The sequence below is a fragment of the Streptomyces rishiriensis genome (genome assembly GCF_030815485.1).
In the GTDB taxonomy this organism is placed as follows: domain Bacteria; phylum Actinomycetota; class Actinomycetes; order Streptomycetales; family Streptomycetaceae; genus Streptomyces; species Streptomyces rishiriensis_A.
On the sequence record NZ_JAUSWV010000002.1, the window covers coordinates 7,112,767 to 7,130,599 of the forward strand.

General features: G+C 73.1%; 15 protein-coding genes. 11 read left to right on the forward strand and 4 right to left on the reverse strand.

Annotated features, from left to right (window positions below):
* Nucleotides 1–205 precede the first annotated feature (205 nt).
* The 4 genes from QF030_RS33970 to mmpA all read left to right on the forward strand — a co-directional run bounded on the left by QF030_RS33970 (nt 206) and on the right by mmpA (nt 2,795).
* Nucleotides 206–1,315: a WD40/YVTN/BNR-like repeat-containing protein gene (locus tag QF030_RS33970; protein WP_307166381.1), complete on the forward strand. Its 1,110-nt coding sequence runs from the start codon at nt 206–208 to the stop codon at nt 1,313–1,315.
* A 50-nt stretch (nt 1,316–1,365) separates the two neighbouring features.
* Entirely contained in the window at nt 1,366–1,695 is a 330-nt protein-coding gene (locus QF030_RS33975) for a plasmid stabilization protein (protein WP_307166382.1), read from the forward strand.
* A 61-nt stretch (nt 1,696–1,756) separates the two neighbouring features.
* Nucleotides 1,757–2,452 (forward strand): endonuclease V, encoded by a 696-nt coding sequence (locus QF030_RS33980; RefSeq protein WP_307166383.1) that lies wholly within the window; start codon nt 1,757–1,759, stop codon nt 2,450–2,452.
* Between the two features lie 196 nt (nt 2,453–2,648).
* A complete protein-coding gene (gene mmpA, locus QF030_RS33985) occupies nt 2,649–2,795 on the forward strand; it encodes a morphogenic membrane protein MmpA (RefSeq protein ID WP_307166384.1) in 147 nt (48 codons plus the stop codon).
* A 25-nt stretch (nt 2,796–2,820) separates the two neighbouring features.
* Here the strand turns inward: mmpA and QF030_RS33990 are convergent, their stop codons facing one another.
* A complete protein-coding gene (locus QF030_RS33990) occupies nt 2,821–3,993 on the reverse strand; it encodes a saccharopine dehydrogenase family protein (RefSeq protein ID WP_307166385.1) in 1,173 nt (390 codons plus the stop codon).
* A 186-nt stretch (nt 3,994–4,179) separates the two neighbouring features.
* On the opposite strand from QF030_RS33990, the gene QF030_RS33995 reads away from it, so the two are divergent.
* From QF030_RS33995 to QF030_RS34005, 3 genes are all read left to right on the forward strand, one after another.
* Complete coding sequence (locus QF030_RS33995; RefSeq protein ID WP_307166386.1) at nt 4,180–5,397, forward strand: CaiB/BaiF CoA transferase family protein; 1,218 nt, start codon at nt 4,180–4,182, stop codon at nt 5,395–5,397.
* Between the two features lie 77 nt (nt 5,398–5,474).
* Nucleotides 5,475–6,689, forward strand: coding sequence for an acetyl-CoA C-acetyltransferase (locus QF030_RS34000; protein ID WP_307166387.1), 1,215 nt, complete (start codon nt 5,475–5,477; stop codon nt 6,687–6,689).
* Nucleotides 6,690–6,730: 41 nt separating this feature from the next.
* Nucleotides 6,731–8,926, forward strand: a complete 2,196-nt coding sequence (locus tag QF030_RS34005) for a 3-hydroxyacyl-CoA dehydrogenase NAD-binding domain-containing protein (RefSeq protein ID WP_307166388.1) — start codon at nt 6,731–6,733, stop codon at nt 8,924–8,926.
* A gap of 12 nt (nt 8,927–8,938) precedes the next feature.
* Here QF030_RS34005 and QF030_RS34010 read toward each other — a convergent pair whose 3' ends face one another.
* Nucleotides 8,939–9,670 (reverse strand): MerR family transcriptional regulator, encoded by a 732-nt coding sequence (locus tag QF030_RS34010; RefSeq protein ID WP_307166389.1) that lies wholly within the window; start codon nt 9,668–9,670, stop codon nt 8,939–8,941.
* Nucleotides 9,671–9,870: 200 nt separating this feature from the next.
* Here QF030_RS34010 and QF030_RS34015 point away from each other — a divergent pair, with 200 nt between their 5' ends.
* Together QF030_RS34015 and QF030_RS34020 are read left to right on the forward strand one after the other, a co-directional pair.
* Nucleotides 9,871–10,353 (forward strand): macro domain-containing protein, encoded by a 483-nt coding sequence (locus QF030_RS34015; RefSeq protein ID WP_307166390.1) that lies wholly within the window; start codon nt 9,871–9,873, stop codon nt 10,351–10,353.
* A 5-nt stretch (nt 10,354–10,358) separates the two neighbouring features.
* Nucleotides 10,359–11,312 (forward strand): adenosine kinase, encoded by a 954-nt coding sequence (locus tag QF030_RS34020; protein WP_307166391.1) that lies wholly within the window; start codon nt 10,359–10,361, stop codon nt 11,310–11,312.
* A gap of 102 nt (nt 11,313–11,414) precedes the next feature.
* Here QF030_RS34020 and QF030_RS34025 read toward each other — a convergent pair whose 3' ends face one another.
* Entirely contained in the window at nt 11,415–12,908 is a 1,494-nt protein-coding gene (locus QF030_RS34025) for a M1 family metallopeptidase (protein WP_307166392.1), read from the reverse strand.
* A 202-nt stretch (nt 12,909–13,110) separates the two neighbouring features.
* Between QF030_RS34025 and QF030_RS34030 the strand changes: the two genes are divergently transcribed.
* Nucleotides 13,111–15,054 carry a Xaa-Pro dipeptidyl-peptidase gene (locus QF030_RS34030; protein WP_307166393.1) on the forward strand — a complete coding sequence of 648 codons (1,944 nt, stop codon included), beginning with the start codon at nt 13,111–13,113 and terminating at the stop codon, nt 15,052–15,054.
* A gap of 25 nt (nt 15,055–15,079) precedes the next feature.
* On the opposite strand, the gene QF030_RS34035 is transcribed toward QF030_RS34030, so the two are convergent.
* The gene (locus QF030_RS34035) at nt 15,080–16,042 is read right to left on the reverse strand and encodes an NAD(P)/FAD-dependent oxidoreductase (protein WP_307166394.1); all 963 of its coding nucleotides are present in this window, start codon (nt 16,040–16,042) and stop codon (nt 15,080–15,082) included.
* A gap of 94 nt (nt 16,043–16,136) precedes the next feature.
* Between QF030_RS34035 and QF030_RS34040 the strand changes: the two genes are divergently transcribed.
* Complete coding sequence (locus tag QF030_RS34040; protein WP_307166395.1) at nt 16,137–17,777, forward strand: ABC-F family ATP-binding cassette domain-containing protein; 1,641 nt, start codon at nt 16,137–16,139, stop codon at nt 17,775–17,777.
* Nucleotides 17,778–17,833: the final 56 nt, after the last annotated feature.

Sequence of the window (17,833 nt, forward strand, 5' to 3'; positions counted from 1 at the left end):
GGCGGGACGATCTTCCGGGCGGTGCGTCCGGACACTGGAAGAGACGCCGGAACCGGCCGATCCGTGCACACCCTTTCCGAGTGACCTCGGTCACCGTCTTTCATGCACGCGAGTGACTCACCTCTCCTGCCGTGCTTCGTAGGGCGGTTGAGGTGATCGCCGGCATCTGGACGCCACCGAAAGCCGTGGGCTAGCTTCGCCCGCCATGAGGCGCTTGGGGAAGACGCGACGCACGGTCCGGACAGCACGCGCGAGCGGCCGGGTGGTGGCGGCGGCCTGCGGGGCGGCGCTGGCCCTGCTGACCGCTCTGCCCGCCGAGGCGCACGGCCGGGGGCCCGGGGCGCCGCACTGGGACCTCAAGGACACCGGCACGACCGCCGTACGGTTCCGGGGCCTCGCCGCGGTCGACCGGCACACCGCCTGGGTGTCCGGCACCGAGGGCACCGTCCTGCGCACCACCGACGGCGGCGAGAGCTGGCGGGACGTCTCGCCGCCCGGCGCCGCCGACCTCCAGTTCCGGGACATCGAGGCGTTCGACGCGCGCCGCGCCGTGGTGCTCGCCATCGGCGAGGGCGAGGCCTCCCGCGTGTACCGCACCGAGGACGGCGGCACGACCTGGACGGAGTCCTTCCGCAACACCGACACGCACGCCTTCTACGACTGCCTGACCTTCTTCGACCGCCGTCACGGCCTCGCCATGAGCGACCCGGTGGACGGCAGGTTCCGCATCCTGTCGACCGCTGACGGCGGCCGCTCCTGGAAGGTGCTGCCGAACGACGGCATGCCGGCCGCCCTGGACGGCGAGGCGGGCTTCGCGGCCAGTGGGCAGTGCCTGGTCGCCTCCGGGGCGAAGGACGTCTGGCTGGCCACCGGCGGAGCGGCACGCGCGCGTGTGCTGCACTCCTCCGACCGCGGACTGACGTGGACGGCCGCCGACACCCCTGTTCCCGCGGGGGACCCCGCGCGCGGGGTCTTCGCCGTGGCCTTCCGCGATCGCACCCACGGCCTCGCCGTCGGCGGCGACTACCGCGCCGACAAGCCCTCCCCGCGTGCGGCCGCCGCGACCGGCGACGCGGGCCGCACCTGGCGGCCGGCCGCCACGCCGCCGCCCGCCTACCGCTCCGGCGTCGCCTGGCTCCCGCACAGCCGCTCCGCCGCCCTCGCCGTCGGCCCCACCGGCACCGACCTGACCACCGACGCGGGCCGCACCTGGCGCACCCTCGACACGGGCTCCTACGACACCGTGGACTGCACCCCCGACCTCGGCTGCTGGGCCGCCGGCGAACAAGGGCGGGTGGCACGCCTGGAGAGCTGAGCCGGTTTCGGGGTACCCGATGGGCGCGAACGTGAAAGGAGTGAGCGCCCATGCCACGCGGTTCCAGCCCCAAGCGGGAGCGCCAGTACGAGCACATCAAGGAGAGCGCGCAGGACCGGGGTGAGAGCGCCGGACGCGCGAAGGAGATCGCCGCCCGTACGGTCAACAAGGAACGCGCCCGGTCCGGCGAGTCCAAGACCGCCAGCCGCACCTCCACCCAGGACATGTCGTCCGGCAAACGGGGCGGCCAGCGCTCCGGCAAGGGCTCGCAGGGGCCCACGTACGACCAGCTCTACGAGGAGGCCAAGCGGCGGGGCGTCAAGGGCCGTTCGGACATGAACAAGAGCCAGCTCCAGCGTGCGCTCGGCGGCAAGAGCTGACGCGTAGGCGGAGGAACACGATCGCGGGCCGGTCCCCGGCAGTCGTACGCTCGTCCCCACCATGACGACCGTAGACATTCCGGCGGGCTGGCCCGCGACCGAGGAAGCGGCCCGCGCCGTCCAGGACGAGCTGCGGGTCCGGGTGGTGACCGACCAGGTGGGGCCGCCGCCCGGGACGGGCTGCGTGACGGGCGTCGACGTCGCCTACGACGACGAGCGGGACGTGGTCGCGGCGGCGGCCGTCGTGCTGGACGCGGCGAGCCTGGAAGTCGTCGCCGAGGCCACCGCCGTGGGGCGGATCTCCTTCCCGTACGTGCCCGGGCTGCTCGCCTTCCGCGAGATCCCCACCGTGCTCGCCGCCCTGGACGCGCTGTCCCGGCCGCCCGGCCTCGTCGTCTGCGACGGCTACGGGCTGGCCCACCCGCGTCGGTTCGGTCTCGCCAGCCACCTGGGCGTCCTCACGGGCCTGCCCACGATCGGCGTCGCCAAGAACCCGTTCACCTTCGCCTACGACGACCCCGACGCCCCGCGTGGCTCGGCGTCCCCGCTGCTGGCGGGGGACGAGGAGGTGGGGCGGGCGCTGCGCACCCGGGCCGGGGTGAAGCCGGTCTTCGTGTCCGTCGGCCACCGTGTCACCCTGGACGACGCCTGCGCCCACACGCTCGCCCTCACCCCTCGCTTCCGCCTTCCGGAAACGACCCGGAGGGCGGACTCACTGTGCCGGCGCGCCCTCCAGGAGGCGACCGCCTGCCACTGACCGGCCTCCTGGCAGGCGGCGGAAGCGCTGGTCGCCGCCTGTTGCCGGCGACCAGCCCGCGCGGGTCGCCCGAGCCGGGGCTCGGCGGTGCGCCCGAGCAGGTCGCCCGAGTACGCCTGCTGAGTACGTCGACTGAGTACGTCGACTGAGTACTCGTACGGATGTGCGTCCCGCCGTCGCTCGGCAGGCTGGGCCCATGACCACGCACCGTGCCCCGAAGCCCCTCGCCGACCCCGACCGGCCCGTCGAGCGTGCCGTGAACGCCGCGCTGATCCTCGGCGCCCTGGCGGGTGTCGGCTGGATCGTCGGCATGATCTACACGCTGGTGCGGTGGCCGGTCTGAGGCCGGAGAGAGGACAGGGCAGCGGTCAGCGGCGGGCCGCGACGCGGAAGCGGACACCCGCCCGGGTCAACCGCCCGGTCAGTGCCTCGCCCATCGCCACCGCCGTCGTCACCTGCCCGGCGGTGGGCGGGAGGTCGTCGCAGGCCAGCGCCAGCGCCGCCTCGGCGAACATCTTCGCCGTCTCGTCGTAGCCGGGGTCGCCGCCCGCCACCTCGGTGTACACCCGCCGGCCGCCGCCCTCGCCGACGAACCGCACCGAGAACCAGCTTCGCGCCCGCTTCTGCGCGCTGGGTCCCTCCCCGGGCCTGAGCCGGTCGGACAGCCAGCGCCGGGCCGGGGGAAACTGGGCCGCCGCGGCGAGCGTGCCGACCGCCGCGACCCCGCCCACGGCGACGGGCAGCCGCCGTACGGCCGCGTAGTGCCGGTAGCGGAAGTCCGGCCCGTAGCGCGGCAGCGCCCTCGCCGACCGCAGCACGATCTGCGGGTCGATGGTCGGCAGCGGCAGCGCCCAGGCGCCGACCTCCGGGGCGAAGCGGGGCGCGCCCACCGGCGCGGCGGCCCGGCGGCCCACCAAGCGGGGTTCGTGGCGGCCGCGCTCCCGTGCGGCGGCCAGCAACTGCCGTCCGCGCGCGAACTGTCCCAGCGCGGAGGCGAAGGTGCCGCCCGAGAAGGCCGCGTCCACCGACACGAAGCCGTCGACGGTCAGGGGCACGCCCTCCGGAAGCTGCCGGACGGTGAAGTACGCGCCGAGGTCGTGCGGGACGGAGTCGAAGCCGCAGGCGTGGAGCAGCCGGGCGCCCGTCTCACGCGCGCGTGCGTCGTGCCGTACGTACATCAGGTCCACGAACTCCGGCTCGCCGGTGAGGTCGAGATAGTCGGCGCCGGTGTCCGCGCAGGCCGCCACCAGTTCCTCGCCGTACGACACGTACGGACCAACCGTCGTGGCCACCACGCGCGCGTGCTCGGCGAGGGCGCGCAGGGAGGCCGGGTCCGAGACGTCGGCCCGCACCACCCCCACCTCCCCGCCGAGCCGCTCGCGCAACCGCTCCAGCCGCTTGCCGTCCCGGCCGGCGACCGCCCAGCGCAGATCGGCGGGCGCGTGGGCGGCGAGGTACTCGGCGGTGAGCGTTCCCACGAAACCGGTGGCCCCGAAAAGCACGATGTCGTACGGACGGTCGGACCTTTTCAGCCTGCTCATGACATCCCTTCGTCGTCGTGCAGCCCGCGCCGCTGTCGGAGGCTGAGGCTAGCGTGAGGAGTGCGGAGGCCGACGGCAGGTGCCCCTCATGTGTCTAAGCGCTTGCTCGCTCACCTCTTGTGTCCAGTGGAACACGTTCGTAGCATCATTGGTGTTACATCGGTTGTGTCACAGCAAGGGGGCTGGATGACGACGGGACGGACGACCGGGCACGGTCCGCTGGAGGGCGTGCGCGTGGTGGAACTCGCCGGGATCGGCCCCGGGCCCTTCGCGTGCATGCTGCTGGCCGACCTCGGCGCCGACGTCGTCCGGGTGGACCGTCCCGGCGGCTCCGCTCTGGCCATCGATCCCGCCCACGACATCACCAACCGCAACAAGCGCTCGGTGATCGTCGACCTCAAGGCGCCGGACGGCCCCGCGCGCGTGCTCGATCTCGCCGCCCGCGCCGACGTGCTCATCGAGGGCAACCGGCCGGGCGTCGCCGAGCGGCTCGGCGTCGGCCCCGGCGACTGCCACGCCCGCAACCCCCGTCTGGTCTACGGCCGGATGACCGGCTGGGGCCAGGACGGTCCGCTCGCCGACCGCGCGGGCCACGACGTCTCCTACATCGCCGTCACCGGCGCGCTCGGCATGATCGGCGCCGCGGACCGGCCGCCGCCCGTCCCCGCCAACCTGCTGGGGGACTACGCGGGAGGCTCCCTCTACCTCGTCGTGGGCGTCCTCGCCGCCCTGCACCACGCGCGCGCGAGCGGCACCGGGCAGGTCGTCGACGCGGCCATCGTCGACGGCACCGCGCATCTCTCCGCGATGATCCACGGCATGCTCTCGGCCGGCAGCTGGCAGGACCGGCGCGCCGCCAATTTGCTCGACGGCGGCTGCCCGTACTACGGCACCTACGAGACCGCCGACGGCGGGTACATGGCCGTCGGCGCCCTGGAGCCGCAGTTCTACGACGCGTTCGTGGATCTCCTCGGCCTCGAGGACCTCCGTGATGCCCGCAGGGACTGGACGCGGTGGGGAGAGCTGCGCGAGGCCGTCGCCGCGCGCTTCCGGTCCCGCAGCCGGGACGAGTGGACGGTCGTCTTCGAGGGCTCCGACGCGTGTGTGGCGCCCGTGCTGTCGCTGCGCGAGGCGCCGCGCCACCCGCATCTCGCGGCGCGCGGCACCTTCACCGACCACGCAGGCATCACCCAGCCGGCCCCCGCGCCCCGCTTCTCCGCGACGCCCACGGCCGTCCGCACCGGGCCCGCGCGGCCCGGCGCCGACACACGCGAGGTGGCCCGTGACTGGGACGTGCCGGAACTCGTGACGGACCCGGTGAGAACGCCGGCCGAGACCGCGGCCGCGACCTCCGAGGAGGCGCACGCGAAGATCACCGCGCGTACCCCGCGACGAGCACCGTGACGACCCCTGTGAAGGACTTCCCGCACCTGGGCGACTGACCCCGCCCCGCACGGCCCACCCTCCCGAAAGGCTTACCAGTGAGCACCGAAGCGTACGTGTACGACGCGATCCGCACCCCGCGCGGGCGCGGCAAGGCGAACGGCGCCCTGCACGGCACGAAGCCCATCGATCTCGTCGTCGGCCTCATCCACGAGCTCCGAAGCCGCTTCCCCGGCCTCGACCCGGCCGCCATCGACGACATCGTGCTCGGCGTCGTGGGCCCCGTGGGCGACCAGGGCTCCGACATCGCGCGCATCGCGGCCATCGCGGCCGGACTGCCGGACACCGTGGCGGGCGTGCAGGAGAACCGCTTCTGCGCCTCCGGTCTGGAGGCCGTCAACCTGGCCGCGATGAAGGTCCGTTCCGGCTGGGAGGACCTCGTTCTGGCGGGCGGGGTGGAGTCGATGTCCCGGGTGCCGATGGCCTCCGACGGCGGCGCCTGGTTCAACGACCCGATGACCAACCTTGGCGTCAACTTCGTGCCGCAGGGCATCGGCGCCGACCTCATCGCCACCATCGAGGGCTTCTCCCGCCGTGACGTCGACGAGTACGCGGCGCTGTCGCAGGAGCGGGCGGCGACGGCCTGGAAGGAGGGCCGCTTCGACCGCTCCGTGGTGCCGGTGAAGGACCGCAGCGGCCTCGTCGTCCTCGACCACGACGAGCACCCGCGTCCCGGCACCACCGCCGAGTCGCTCGGCAGGCTGAAGCCGTCCTTCGCCGACATCGGCGAGCTGGGCGGCTTCGACGCGGTGGCGCTCCAGAAGTACCACTGGGTGGAGAAGATCGACCACGTCCACCACGCGGGCAACTCCTCCGGCATCGTCGACGGCGCCTCCCTGGTCGCGATCGGCTCCAAGGAGGTGGGCGAGCGGCACGGCCTCACCCCCCGCGCGCGGATCGTCTCCGCCGCCGTCTCCGGCTCCGAGCCGACGATCATGCTCACCGGCCCCGCTCCCGCCACCCGCAAGGCCCTGGCCAAGGCCGGCCTGACCATCGGCGACATCGACCTCGTCGAGATCAACGAAGCGTTCGCGGCGGTCGTCCTGCGGTTCGTCAAGGACATGGGCCTGTCCCTGGACAAGGTCAACGTCAACGGCGGCGCCATCGCCCTCGGTCACCCGCTCGGCGCTACCGGCGCGATGATCCTCGGCTCCCTCGTCGACGAACTGGAGCGCCAGGACAAGCGCTACGGCCTCGCCACCCTCTGCGTCGGCGGCGGCATGGGCATCGCCACCATCGTCGAGCGCGTCTGACCACCCCAGCGGAACCCAGAGACTTCTACGGAGAGCCCGTCATGACACAGAGCACCACCATCCGCTGGGAACAGGACCGCACCGGCCTCGTCACCCTCGTCCTCGACGACCCCGACCAGTCCGCGAACACCATGAACGCGGCCTTCCGCGCCTCCCTCGCCGCGGTCACCGACCGTCTGGAGGCCGAGAAGGACTCCGTCCGGGGCGTCATCCTCACCTCCGCGAAGAAGACGTTCTTCGCCGGCGGCGACCTGCGCGACCTCATCCGCGTCACCCCCGGGACGGCCCAGGAACTGCTGGACGGCGGACTGGAGATCAAGCGCAACCTCCGCCGCATCGAGACCCTCGGCAAGCCGGTCGTCGCCGCCCTGAACGGCGCGGCCCTCGGCGGCGGCTACGAGCTGGCCCTCGCCTGTCACCACCGCGTCGCCCTGGACGCCCCGGGCTCCAAGATCGGCTGCCCCGAGGTCACCCTCGGCCTGCTCCCCGGCGGCGGCGGTGTCGTGCGTACCGTCCGGCTGCTGGGCATCACCGACGCCCTCCTCAAGGTCCTCCTCAAGGGCACCCAGTACAGCCCGCGGCGAGCCCTGGAGAACGGCCTGGTCGACGAGGTCGCCGGCAGCCCCGAGGACCTGCTCGCCAAGGCCCGCGCCTTCATCGACGCGAACCCGCAGTCGCAGCAGCCCTGGGACAGGCCGGGCTACCGGATCCCGGGCGGCACCCCGTCGAATCCCCGGTTCGCCGCCAACCTGCCCGCCTTCCCGGCCAGCCTGCGCAAGGAGACCAACGGCGCCCCCTACCCGGCGCCGCGCAACATCCTCGCGGCGGCCGTCGAGGGCGCCCAGGTGGACTTCGAGACCGCCCAGGTCATCGAGGCCCGCTACTTCGTCGAACTGGCCGCCGGACAGACGTCGAAGAACATGATCCAGGCCTTCTTCTTCGACCTCCAGGCCGTCAACTCCGGCGTCAGCCGCCCCCAGGGCGTCGCACCCCGCCAGGTCCGCAAGGTGGCCGTCCTGGGCGCCGGGATGATGGGCGCGGGCATCGCCTACTCGTGCGCCCGCGCGGGGATCGACGTCGTCCTGAAGGACGTCTCCCTGGAAGCCGCCCTCAAGGGCAGGGCCTACTCCGAGAAGCTGTGCGCCAAGGCCGTCTCGCGGGGCCGTACGACCCAGGAGAAGGCGGACGCGCTGCTCGCCCGGATCACGCCCACCGCCGACCCCCAGGACCTGGCCGGCTGCGACGCGGTGATCGAGGCCGTCTTCGAGGACACCTCCCTCAAGCACAAGGTGTTCCAGGAGATCGAGCAGGTCGTCGCCCCCGACGCCCTGCTGTGCTCCAACACCTCCACCCTGCCGATCACCGCCCTCGCCGAAGGCGTCGAGCGCCAGGACGACTTCATCGGGCTGCACTTCTTCTCGCCCGTGGACAAGATGCCGCTCGTCGAGATCATCAAGGGTGAGCGCACCGGCGAGGAGGCGCTCGCGCGCGCCTTCGACCTGGTCCGGCAGATCAAGAAGACGCCGATCGTCGTCAACGACTCGCGCGGCTTCTTCACCTCACGGGTGATCGGTCACTTCATCAACGAGGGCGTCGCCATGGTCGGCGAGGGCATCGAGCCCGCGTCCGTGGAGCAGGCGGCGGCCCAGGCGGGATACCCGGCCAAGGTCCTGTCCCTGATGGACGAACTCACGCTCACCCTCCCGCGCAAGATCCGCAACGAGTCCAGGAGGGCCGTGGAGGAAGCGGGCGGCGTGTGGCCCGGCCACCCCGCCGAGGCCGTCATCGACCGCATGGTCGACGAGTTCGGCCGCACCGGCCGCAGCGGCGGCGCCGGCTTCTACGAGTACGGCGAGGACGGCAGGCGGGTCGGGCTGTGGCCGGGCCTGCGCGAGCACTTCACGCGCGCGGACGCCGAGATCCCCTTCCGGGACATGCAGGAACGCATGCTCTTCGCCGAGGCACTCGACACCGTCAAGCTGCTCGAGGAGGGGGTGCTGACGTCCGTCGCGGACGCCAACATCGGCTCCCTGTTCGGCATCGGCTTCCCCGGCTGGACCGGCGGGGTCCTCCAGTACATCAACGGCTACGAGGGCGGCCCCGGGGAGGGAACCGGGCTCCCCGGGTTCGTGGCACGCGCGCGTCAGCTCGCCGAACGCTACGGCGACCGCTTCACCCCGCCCGCGCTGCTGGTGGAGAAGGCGGAGCGGGGGGAGACCTTCACGGACGGGCGCTGAGCGGGCGGGCCGTCACGGGGAGCCGTCCACCGGCGGCTCCCCGAGCCACTCCCGCAACTCCTGGGTCAGGGACCGCTGGAAGGCCGTCAGCAGCGCCTGGACGACCAGCGGCTGCATGTGCGCCGACAGCGACCTCACCGCCTGCGCGTCGCGCTCCGGCATCTCCTCGCGCAGCAGCCGTGACAGCTCGTGGGCCGCGGCGCGCGCGTGGTCCAGGAGGACGGTCCGGGCCGCGAGGATCGCCGCCGGCGACAGCGGCACGTCGAGGAGCCGCACCCCCAGTCGCAGCAGCCCCGCGTCGACGCGGTACGCGTCCTCGTCGGCCGGCGCTTCGCCACCGGCTTCCAGCACGCCCATCGCGGCGAGCCGGTCCACGTCCTCCTCGCTGAGCTCCCGCCCGGCCCGCTGCCGGAGCTCCCCCCGCGGCACCGTCTCCACCGCGTCCGGCGCCCACGAGGCCACCACGGCCCGGTGCACGGCGAGGTCATGGGCGTCGAGCCCGGGCGGCAGCCGGTCCAGATAGCGCTCGATCGCCGCCAGCGTCAGGCCCTGCCGGCGCAGCTCCTCGATCAGCGCGAGGCGGGCGAGATGCCCGGGGCCGTAGTGCCCCACCCGGCGCGGACCGATGACCGGCGGGGGCAGCAGACCCTTGGTGCCGTAGAAGCGCACGGTCCGTACCGTGACCCCCGCGCGGGCGGCCAGCTCGTCGACCGTGAGGGCCGGCTCCTCGGTCTCGATCGTCATGTGCAGCAGTATCGCTGTCACACCGGTGCGGTGAAACCGGTTGCCCCCGGTGGGCGGCGTGTGAGCAGCGACGCGCTGCGACGAGGACCGCCGCGTGATCGCGGTGCCTGCGGGACACCGCCGCCCTGGTCTGTGCGCCCGCCCGGGAGCCGCGGGCCACGACCGGGGTCACTGTCAGTGGCCTCGCCTACGGTGGCGGCATGTCGGAGATCACTTACGTCCGGAGTGACGCCACCGTTCCGTCGGTGAAGGGCGGCAAGGTGATCGCCCATGTCTGCAACGACCTCGGGGGATGGGGGAAGGGCTTCGTCCTGGCGCTGTCCCGCCGCTGGCCGGAGCCGGAGGCCGCCTACCGTGCCTGGCACCGCGAGCGCGCCTCGAACGACTTCGGCCTGGGCGCGCTCCAGCTCGTGCGGGTGAGGCCCGACGTCTGGGTCGCCAACATGATCGGTCAGCGCGGTACCCGGACGGGCAGCAAGGGCGTCCCCGTCCGCTACCCCGCCATCGACACCGCCCTGGCCCGCCTCGCCGGCCACGCCCTCGAACTCGGAGCGTCCGTGCACATGCCCCGGATAGGCTGCGGTCTGGCCGGCGGCACCTGGTCCCGCGTCGAACCGCTCGTCATCGGGCGGCTGGTCGAGCGGGGCGTAGCGGTGACGGTGTACGACCACGGGGAGGGGTAGCGCCCATGCGCGCCGACGAGACCACCGAGAGCACGAGCGCCGGGAGCGGCGAGCACGCCGAGGACATCGACGTCCTGGTCCTGGGCGGGGCGGGTGTGGACACGATCGTGTACGTACCGGAGCTGCCGCTCCCGTACGCCGACAGCTACATGATCGACAGGGGCATCCGCCCCCGCGCCGGACAGACCGGTGACTTCGTCGCCCTGGGCCTCGCCGCCCTCGGGCTGCGCACCCACCACCTCGACTTCCTGGGCGAGGATCCCGAGGGAGATCTGGTCCGCGCCCTGCACCGGGACAAGGGCATCGCCCTCACCGTCATCCCGCAGCCCGCCGGGACCAAGCGGGCGGTCAACCTGGTCGGCCCGGACGGGCGGCGGCTGTCGCTGTACGACAACAGCCGCGGGCGCCCGGCCGACCGCTTTCCCGAGGACACCCTGCGGACCCTGGCCGCCGCGAGCCGCCACGCGCACGTGTCCATCACCCACCCCTGTGCCGACGCCCTGCCGGTACTGCGCGAGGCGGGGGCCGGCATCTCCACCGATCTGCACAACTGGGACGGGGAGAACCCGTACCACGAGGCCTTCGCCTACGAGGCGGACGTCGTCTTCGTCTCCGCGACCGCCCTGACCGACCCGCGGGCGACCATGCGGCGCATCGCCGAGCGGGGCCGTGCGGAGGTGGTCGTCGCCACGGCCGGGGCCGAGGGCGCCTACCTGCTCGCCGACGGCGAGCTGACCCACGTCCCGGCCGCCGCCCCGCCCGGCCCGGTGGTCGACTCCAACGGCGCGGGAGACGCCTTCGCGTCCGCCTTCCTCTTCGGCCGTCTCGGCGGTGAGCCGCCGAGACGGTGCGCCGAGTACGGCGCGCTGGCCGGGGCGTACGCCTGCACGGTGCCGGCCACGGAGAGCGCCGCTCTGTCGCGCGACGCACTCCTGGCCCGGGCGGCCACCGGGCGGTAGCGCCGGCCCCGGGCCAAGTGCCCTCCGTCAGGCAGTCAGTCAGGCGGGCGGGCAGTCAGGCGGGCGTCCGGCGTGAGCCGTCGCCGCGAGCGGCGACGGGACTCAGTGCTCGTGCACGTCGTTCGTCGCCGCGATCCTCTTCCAGGACTTCGGCTGCGCGGGAGCGGCCGGCACCTTCGCGATCGCAGCCGTCCGCGCCGCGGGTACGGCCGGCTTCGCAGGCTCGAACAGCCAGGTGTCGAACAGGGAGCCCAGTTCCTTCCCGGAGAGCTGCTCGGCGTAGTTCCGGAAGTCGGCGACGCTCGCGTTGCCGTACGCGTGCTTCTTCGGCCAGCCCTTCAGGAGGGCGAAGAAGGCGTCGTCGCCGATCTCGTTCCGCAGCGCCTGCACCGCCAGTGCGCCCCGGTCGTAGACGGCGATGTCGAACTGGTTCGCCGCGCCGGGGTCACCGGGCTTCACCGTCCAGAACGCGTCGTCGGCCGGGTGCGAGGCGTACACGTAGTCCGCGAGTTCCTGCGCCGTGCCCTCGCCCTCGTGCTCGGACCACAGCCACTGCGCGTACCGGGCGAACCCCTCGTTCAGCCAGATGTCCTTCCACCCCGCCACGGACACGAAGTCGCCGTACCACTGGTGCGCCAGCTCGTGCACCACCACGGAGACGTTGGAACCGCTCGCGAACTGCCGGGGGCTGTAGAAGGGCCGGGTCTGCGTCTCCAGCGCGTATCCGGTGTTCGTGTTCGGCACGTACCCGCCGAGCGCGTCGAAGGGGTAGGGCCCGAAGTAGCCGCTGAGCCAGTCGGCGATCTCCCCGGTCCGCTCGATGCTCGCCCGCGCCGCACCGGCGTTGTCGCCCAGGTCCTTGCTGTAGGCGTTCACGACCGGAATTCCGCTCTCGGTCGTCCCGGTCGTGAGGTCGAATTTCCCGACGGCGAGGGTGGCCAGATAGGTGGCCTGCGGCTTGTTGGAACGCCAGTTGTAGCGGGTCCAGCCCAGTCGTGAACTCGTCGACTGGAGCGTCCCGTTGGAGATGGCCTGCGAGCCGTCGGGCACCAGCACCGAGACGTCGTAGGTGGCCTTGTCGAGCGGGTGGTCGTTGCCGGGGAACCACCACCAGGCCGCCTCCGGCTCGTTGGCGCCGACACCGCCGTCCGCGGTGCGGTGCCAACTGGTGAAGCCGTACGCCTGCTTCGACGACGGGATCCCGCTGTAGCGCACCACGACCGTGACCGTCGCGCCCTTCGCCAGCGGCGTCCTGGGCGTGATCTCCAGCTCGTGCTCGCCCGAGGTCGTGAACGCCGCCACGGCGCCGTTGACCCGAACCTCGCTCACGTCGAGCAGGAAGTCCAGATCGAACCGGGACAGATCCTGTGTGGTCTTCGCCAGGATCGTCGCGGTCCCCTCCAACTGGTCCGTCGCGGGCTGGTACTTCAGCCGCAGGTCGTAGTGGGAGACGTCGTATCCGCCGTTGCCGTACGCCGGGTAGTAGGGGTCGCCGATGCCCGGGGCGCCGGGGGAGGCGCTCGCGGCCGATGCCGGGATCGCCAGCAAAACGGACGCGGCAGCGAGTGCGCCCGGCGCGATGATTCTGCGGTGCACGAAAGCTCCAAATCGTGGGTTCACGTGGTCCGTTCGGAGCCTATTGACTCCCTGTGTCCCAGGACCTGCCCACCGCCGCGCCTGTCACACGATCGCCATTCGGCCGTCATGGTCGGCCCCCTGCGCGGGGGCGTGTTCCGGCCACGGCGGACCCACAGGCGCCCTCTTCTGCACCGGAGTTGACCCGGGTACCGTCCCGCGCATGTCGACACGCATGCGCTTCACGATCTGGAGACCGCTCGCGACCGCCGCCATCACCCTCCTGGTGGCCGCCTTCCTCACCCCGACCGCGGCCCACAGCGCCCCGCGCGAGAGCCTGCCCGTGCACTCCTACGAGAACGCGATCCGGGAGGCCGTCTGGGTGGACACCGGACTCGACGGCGACCGCGACGGGAAGGCGGACCGCGTCGCCGTCGACATCGTCCGCCCCCGCGAACCCGCCGCGCGGGGCCGCAAGGTGCCCGTCATCATGGACGCCAGCCCCTACTACTCCTGCTGCGGCCGGGGCAACGAGAGCCAGCGCAAGACGTACGACGCCGCCGGAAACGTCGTGCGGATGCCGCTCTTCTACGACAACTACTTCGTGCCGCGCGGCTATGCCTTCGTCGGCGTCGACCTGGCCGGCACCAACCGCTCCGACGGCTGCGCCGACGTCGGCGGACGCTCCGACATCCAGTCCGCCAAGGCCGTCGTCGACTGGCTGAACGGCCGTGCCAGGGCGTACACCACCCGCACCGGCGCCACGACCGCCGAGGCGGACTGGACCAACGGCCAAACCGGCATGATCGGCAAGAGCTGGGACGGCACCATAGCCAACGGCGTGGCCGCCACCGGCGTGAAGGGCCTGAAGACCATCGTCCCGATCGCCGCCATCTCCTCCTGGTACGACTACTACTTCGCCCAGGGCGCCCCCCTCTACGACTCCGGGCCCGACTGGCTCGCCGACTACGTCGACAGCCCCGAAGCCCGCGCCGAGTGCGCCGCCGTCCAGCAGGAACTCGTCGCCGAGGCCCCGCGCACCGGCGACCTGACGTCGCTGTGGAGCGAGCGCGACTACGTCGAGGACGCACGCCGGATCAAGGCGAGCGTCTTCCTCGTCCACGGCCTCCAGGACCTCAACGTGCGCACCAAGCACCTCGGACAGTGGTGGGACGCCCTCGCGAAGAACGGGGTCGAGCGCAAGATCTGGCTGTCCCAGACCGGCCACGTCGACCCCTTCGACTTCCGCCGCGCCGCCTGGGTGGACACCCTGCACCGCTGGTTCGACCACGAACTCCTCGGCTACGACAACGGCGTGGACCGCGAGCCGATGGCCGACATCGAACGCCACCCCGACCAGTGGGCCACCTCCACCGTCTGGCCGCCGCACGGCACCCGGACCGCCGTCCTGCGCCCCTCCACCGGCGACCGGCCCGGCGTCGGCACCCTCGGGCTGCGCCAGGGCACGGGCACCGCCGCCTTCACCGACGACCCGCGGCTCAGCGAGACCGAGTGGGCCGGGCAGATCGACACCCCGACCCCCGACAAGGCGGCCTTCGTCACCGGAGCACTCACCCGTGACCTGCGCCTGTCCGGCTCTTCCCGGGTCACCGTCACCGCCACGCCCACCACCGCGACGGCCCACCTGAGCGCCGTCCTCGTCGACGTCGGCCCCGACACCATCCGCGACTACGCGGCGAGCGGTGAGGGCATCAGCACGCTCACCGACCGCACCTGCTGGGGCGCGAGCAGCACGGGCGACAGCGCCTGCTTCAAGGAGACGGCGGCGAGGACGGCCGACGTCGACCGGACGGTCGTCAGCCGCGGCTGGGCCGATCTCGGCACCTACGCCGACCCCGGCAAGGGCGTCCCGCTCACCCCGGGCCGGGCCTACACCCTCACCCTCGACCTGGCGGCCACCGACCATGTCGTCCCGGCCGGTCACCGGCTCGCACTGATCGTCGCGGGCACCGACCGGGACCTCATCGACCCGCCCGCCGACACCCCCACCCTCACCCTGGACCTGTCCCGCACCTCGGCCCGGGTCCCGTTCGTCGGAGGCGCCGACGCCTTCGCCCGCGCCACCCGCGCGTCGGCGGCGGCCACCCCCGACGCCCGGCCCCTGGACGGCGTACGGACACCGCACCGCGGACACCGGATCCCGTAACGCCCTCGCGCACACCGCAGCGCGGTCAGGAGGCGGCCGGAAGCACCAGCCCGGCCGCCTCCTCCGCGCACCCCCAGGCCACCGTCACGCCCGCCCCGCCGTGTCCGTAGTGGTGCACCACCGTCCGCCCGTCCGGCAGCTCCGCCCGCTCCAGCCGCACCGTGCCCCGGACCGGCCGCAGGCCCACCCGGTGCTCCAGGATCCGCGCCCCGGCGACCTCCGGCCGCAGGGCCGCGCAGCGCCGCACGATCGCCTCGGCCACCGTCGGATCCGGCTCGAGCGACCACACGTCGTCCTGTGCCGTACCGCCCAGCAGCAGCCGGCCGCCGTGCGGGAAGAGGTAGGCGATCTCGCCGTCCGGGCCGGTGGAGACGAGCCAGGTGTCGACGCCGGGGTTCTCCACGACGACGAGCTGCCCCCGCACGGGCCGCACCGACGGGTCCGCCGCCAGCCGCCCGGCGTCCAGACCCGTGCAGTTGACCACCACCGGCGCCTCGGCCTCCGCCAGGTCGGACACCGTGCGCTCCTCCACGGTGCCGCCCGCGCGCAACAGCCTGCGGCGGAGCCAGGGCAGATAGGTCGACATGTCGATCAGCGGCAGCCGGGCCCGTACGCCGGCGCCCAGGCCGTACTCGCGCGCCGTCGTCCGGCGCAGCCCCGCCAGCCGCTCGGCGGCCCAGCCCGCGACCTCGTCCAGGTCCGTCTCGCCCAGTATCCCGTCGACCAGGCGTACACCGGTCTCCCCGGGCCGCTCGGCGAGCTGCTCGTAGACCTCCAGCGAACGCAGCGCCCACGCCCGCGCCGAGGCCATCGGCTCGATGTGGTACGGCCACCACAAGGCGCCGGCCACGGCCGACGTGGTCCGTTCGACCGGATCGCGCGTCCAGACCCGGACCCGCAGGCCACGCTCGGCGAGCACGACGGCCGTCGCCAGCCCGATGACCCCGCCGCCGACCACGATCACATCGCCGTTCCACCGAGTGTCCACGTCCGGACGGTAGCCGACCGCACGCCCGGACAGCGAGATCGCGGGGGAACCGACGCGACCGCACCCGGCGACGACCACTAGGATCTACGACCTGATGACTGCCACCCTCGTCGCCAAGAACCTCGCCGCCGGCCACGGCGACCACTCGCTCTTCTCCGGGCTCGACCTCGTCGTCGCCCCCGGGGACGTGATCGGGCTGGTCGGCGCCAACGGCGCGGGCAAGTCCACCCTGCTGAAGCTGCTCGCCGGGCTCACCACGCCCGAGCAGGGCGAGCGCAGGCTCTCCCCGCCGACCGCGACCGTCGGCCATCTGCCCCAGGAACCGGAGCGCCGCCCCGGCGAGAGCGTGCGGGACTTCCTCGCCCGCCGCACCGGCGTCGCCGAGGCCCAGCGCACCATGGACGAGGCCACCCAGGCCCTCGTCGACGGGGCGCCCGGCGCCGACGACGCCTACGCGACGAGCCTCGAGCGCTGGCTCGACCTCGGCGGCGCCGACCTCGACGAGCGCGCCGAGGAGGTCACCGACTCGCTCGGCCTCGGAGTCGGCCTCGACCAGCCGATGACGTCCCTGTCCGGCGGACAGGCCGCCCGCGCGGGCCTCGCCTCCCTCCTCCTCTCGCGCTACGACGTCTTCCTCCTCGACGAGCCGACCAACGACCTCGACCTCGACGGTCTCGAGCGCCTGGAGCGCTTCGTGAAGGGTCTGCGCGCCGGGACCGTCGTCGTCAGCCACGACCGCGAGTTCCTCACCCGCACGGTCACCAAGGTCCTCGAACTCGACCTCGCCCAGCAGCAGATCAACCTCTACGGCGGCGGCTACGACGCCTACCTGGAGGAGCGGGACGTGGCACGCCGGCACGCCCGTGAGGACTTCGAGGAGTACGCCGACAAGAAGGCGGCCCTCCAGGACCGCGCGCAGACCCAGCGCTCCTGGATGGACAAGGGCGTGAAGAACGCGCGCCGCAAGGCGGGCAACGACAACGACAAGATCGGCCGCAAGTTCCGCAGCGAGGCCAGTGAGAAGCAGGCCGCGAAGGCCCGGCAGACCCAGCGCATGATCGAGCGCCTCGAGACCGTGGACGAGCCGCGCAAGGAGTGGGAGCTGCGCATGGAGATCGCTTCCGCGCCGCGCTCCGGCGCGGTGGTCGCCACCCTGCGCGAGGCCGAGGTCCGGCGTGGCGACTTCACCTTCGGGCCGGTGTCCCTGCAGATCGACTGGGCCGACCGGGTCGCGGTGACCGGCGCGAACGGCGCGGGCAAGTCGACCCTCCTCGGCGCGCTCCTCGGCCGGGTCCCGCTGGACGCCGGACAGGCCACGCTGGGCTCGGGCGTCCTGGTCGGCGAGGTCGACCAGGCCAGGCAGCTGTTCCACGGCTCCGAGTCCCTGCTGGACGCGTTCCGCGCGGCCGTGCCCGACACCGAACCGGCCGAGGTGCGCACCCTGCTGGCCAAGTTCGGCCTGAAGTCGGACCACGTCACGCGCTCGGCGGCCACCCTGTCACCCGGCGAACGCACCCGCGCCGCCCTCGCGCTGCTCCAGGGGCGGGGCGTGAACCTCCTCGTCCTCGACGAGCCGACGAACCACCTCGACCTGCCGGCCATCGAGCAGCTGGAGTCGGCCCTCGACGCCTACGAGGGCACGCTGCTCCTGGTCACCCACGACCGGCGCATGCTGGACGCGGTGCATGTCACGCGTCGCCTGGAGGTCGCGGACGGCAAGGTGACCGAGCGCTGAGGCGGAGTCCGCGAGGCCCCGCCGGGCTTGCCCGTCGGCGCTGCCGGGGCCCGGCG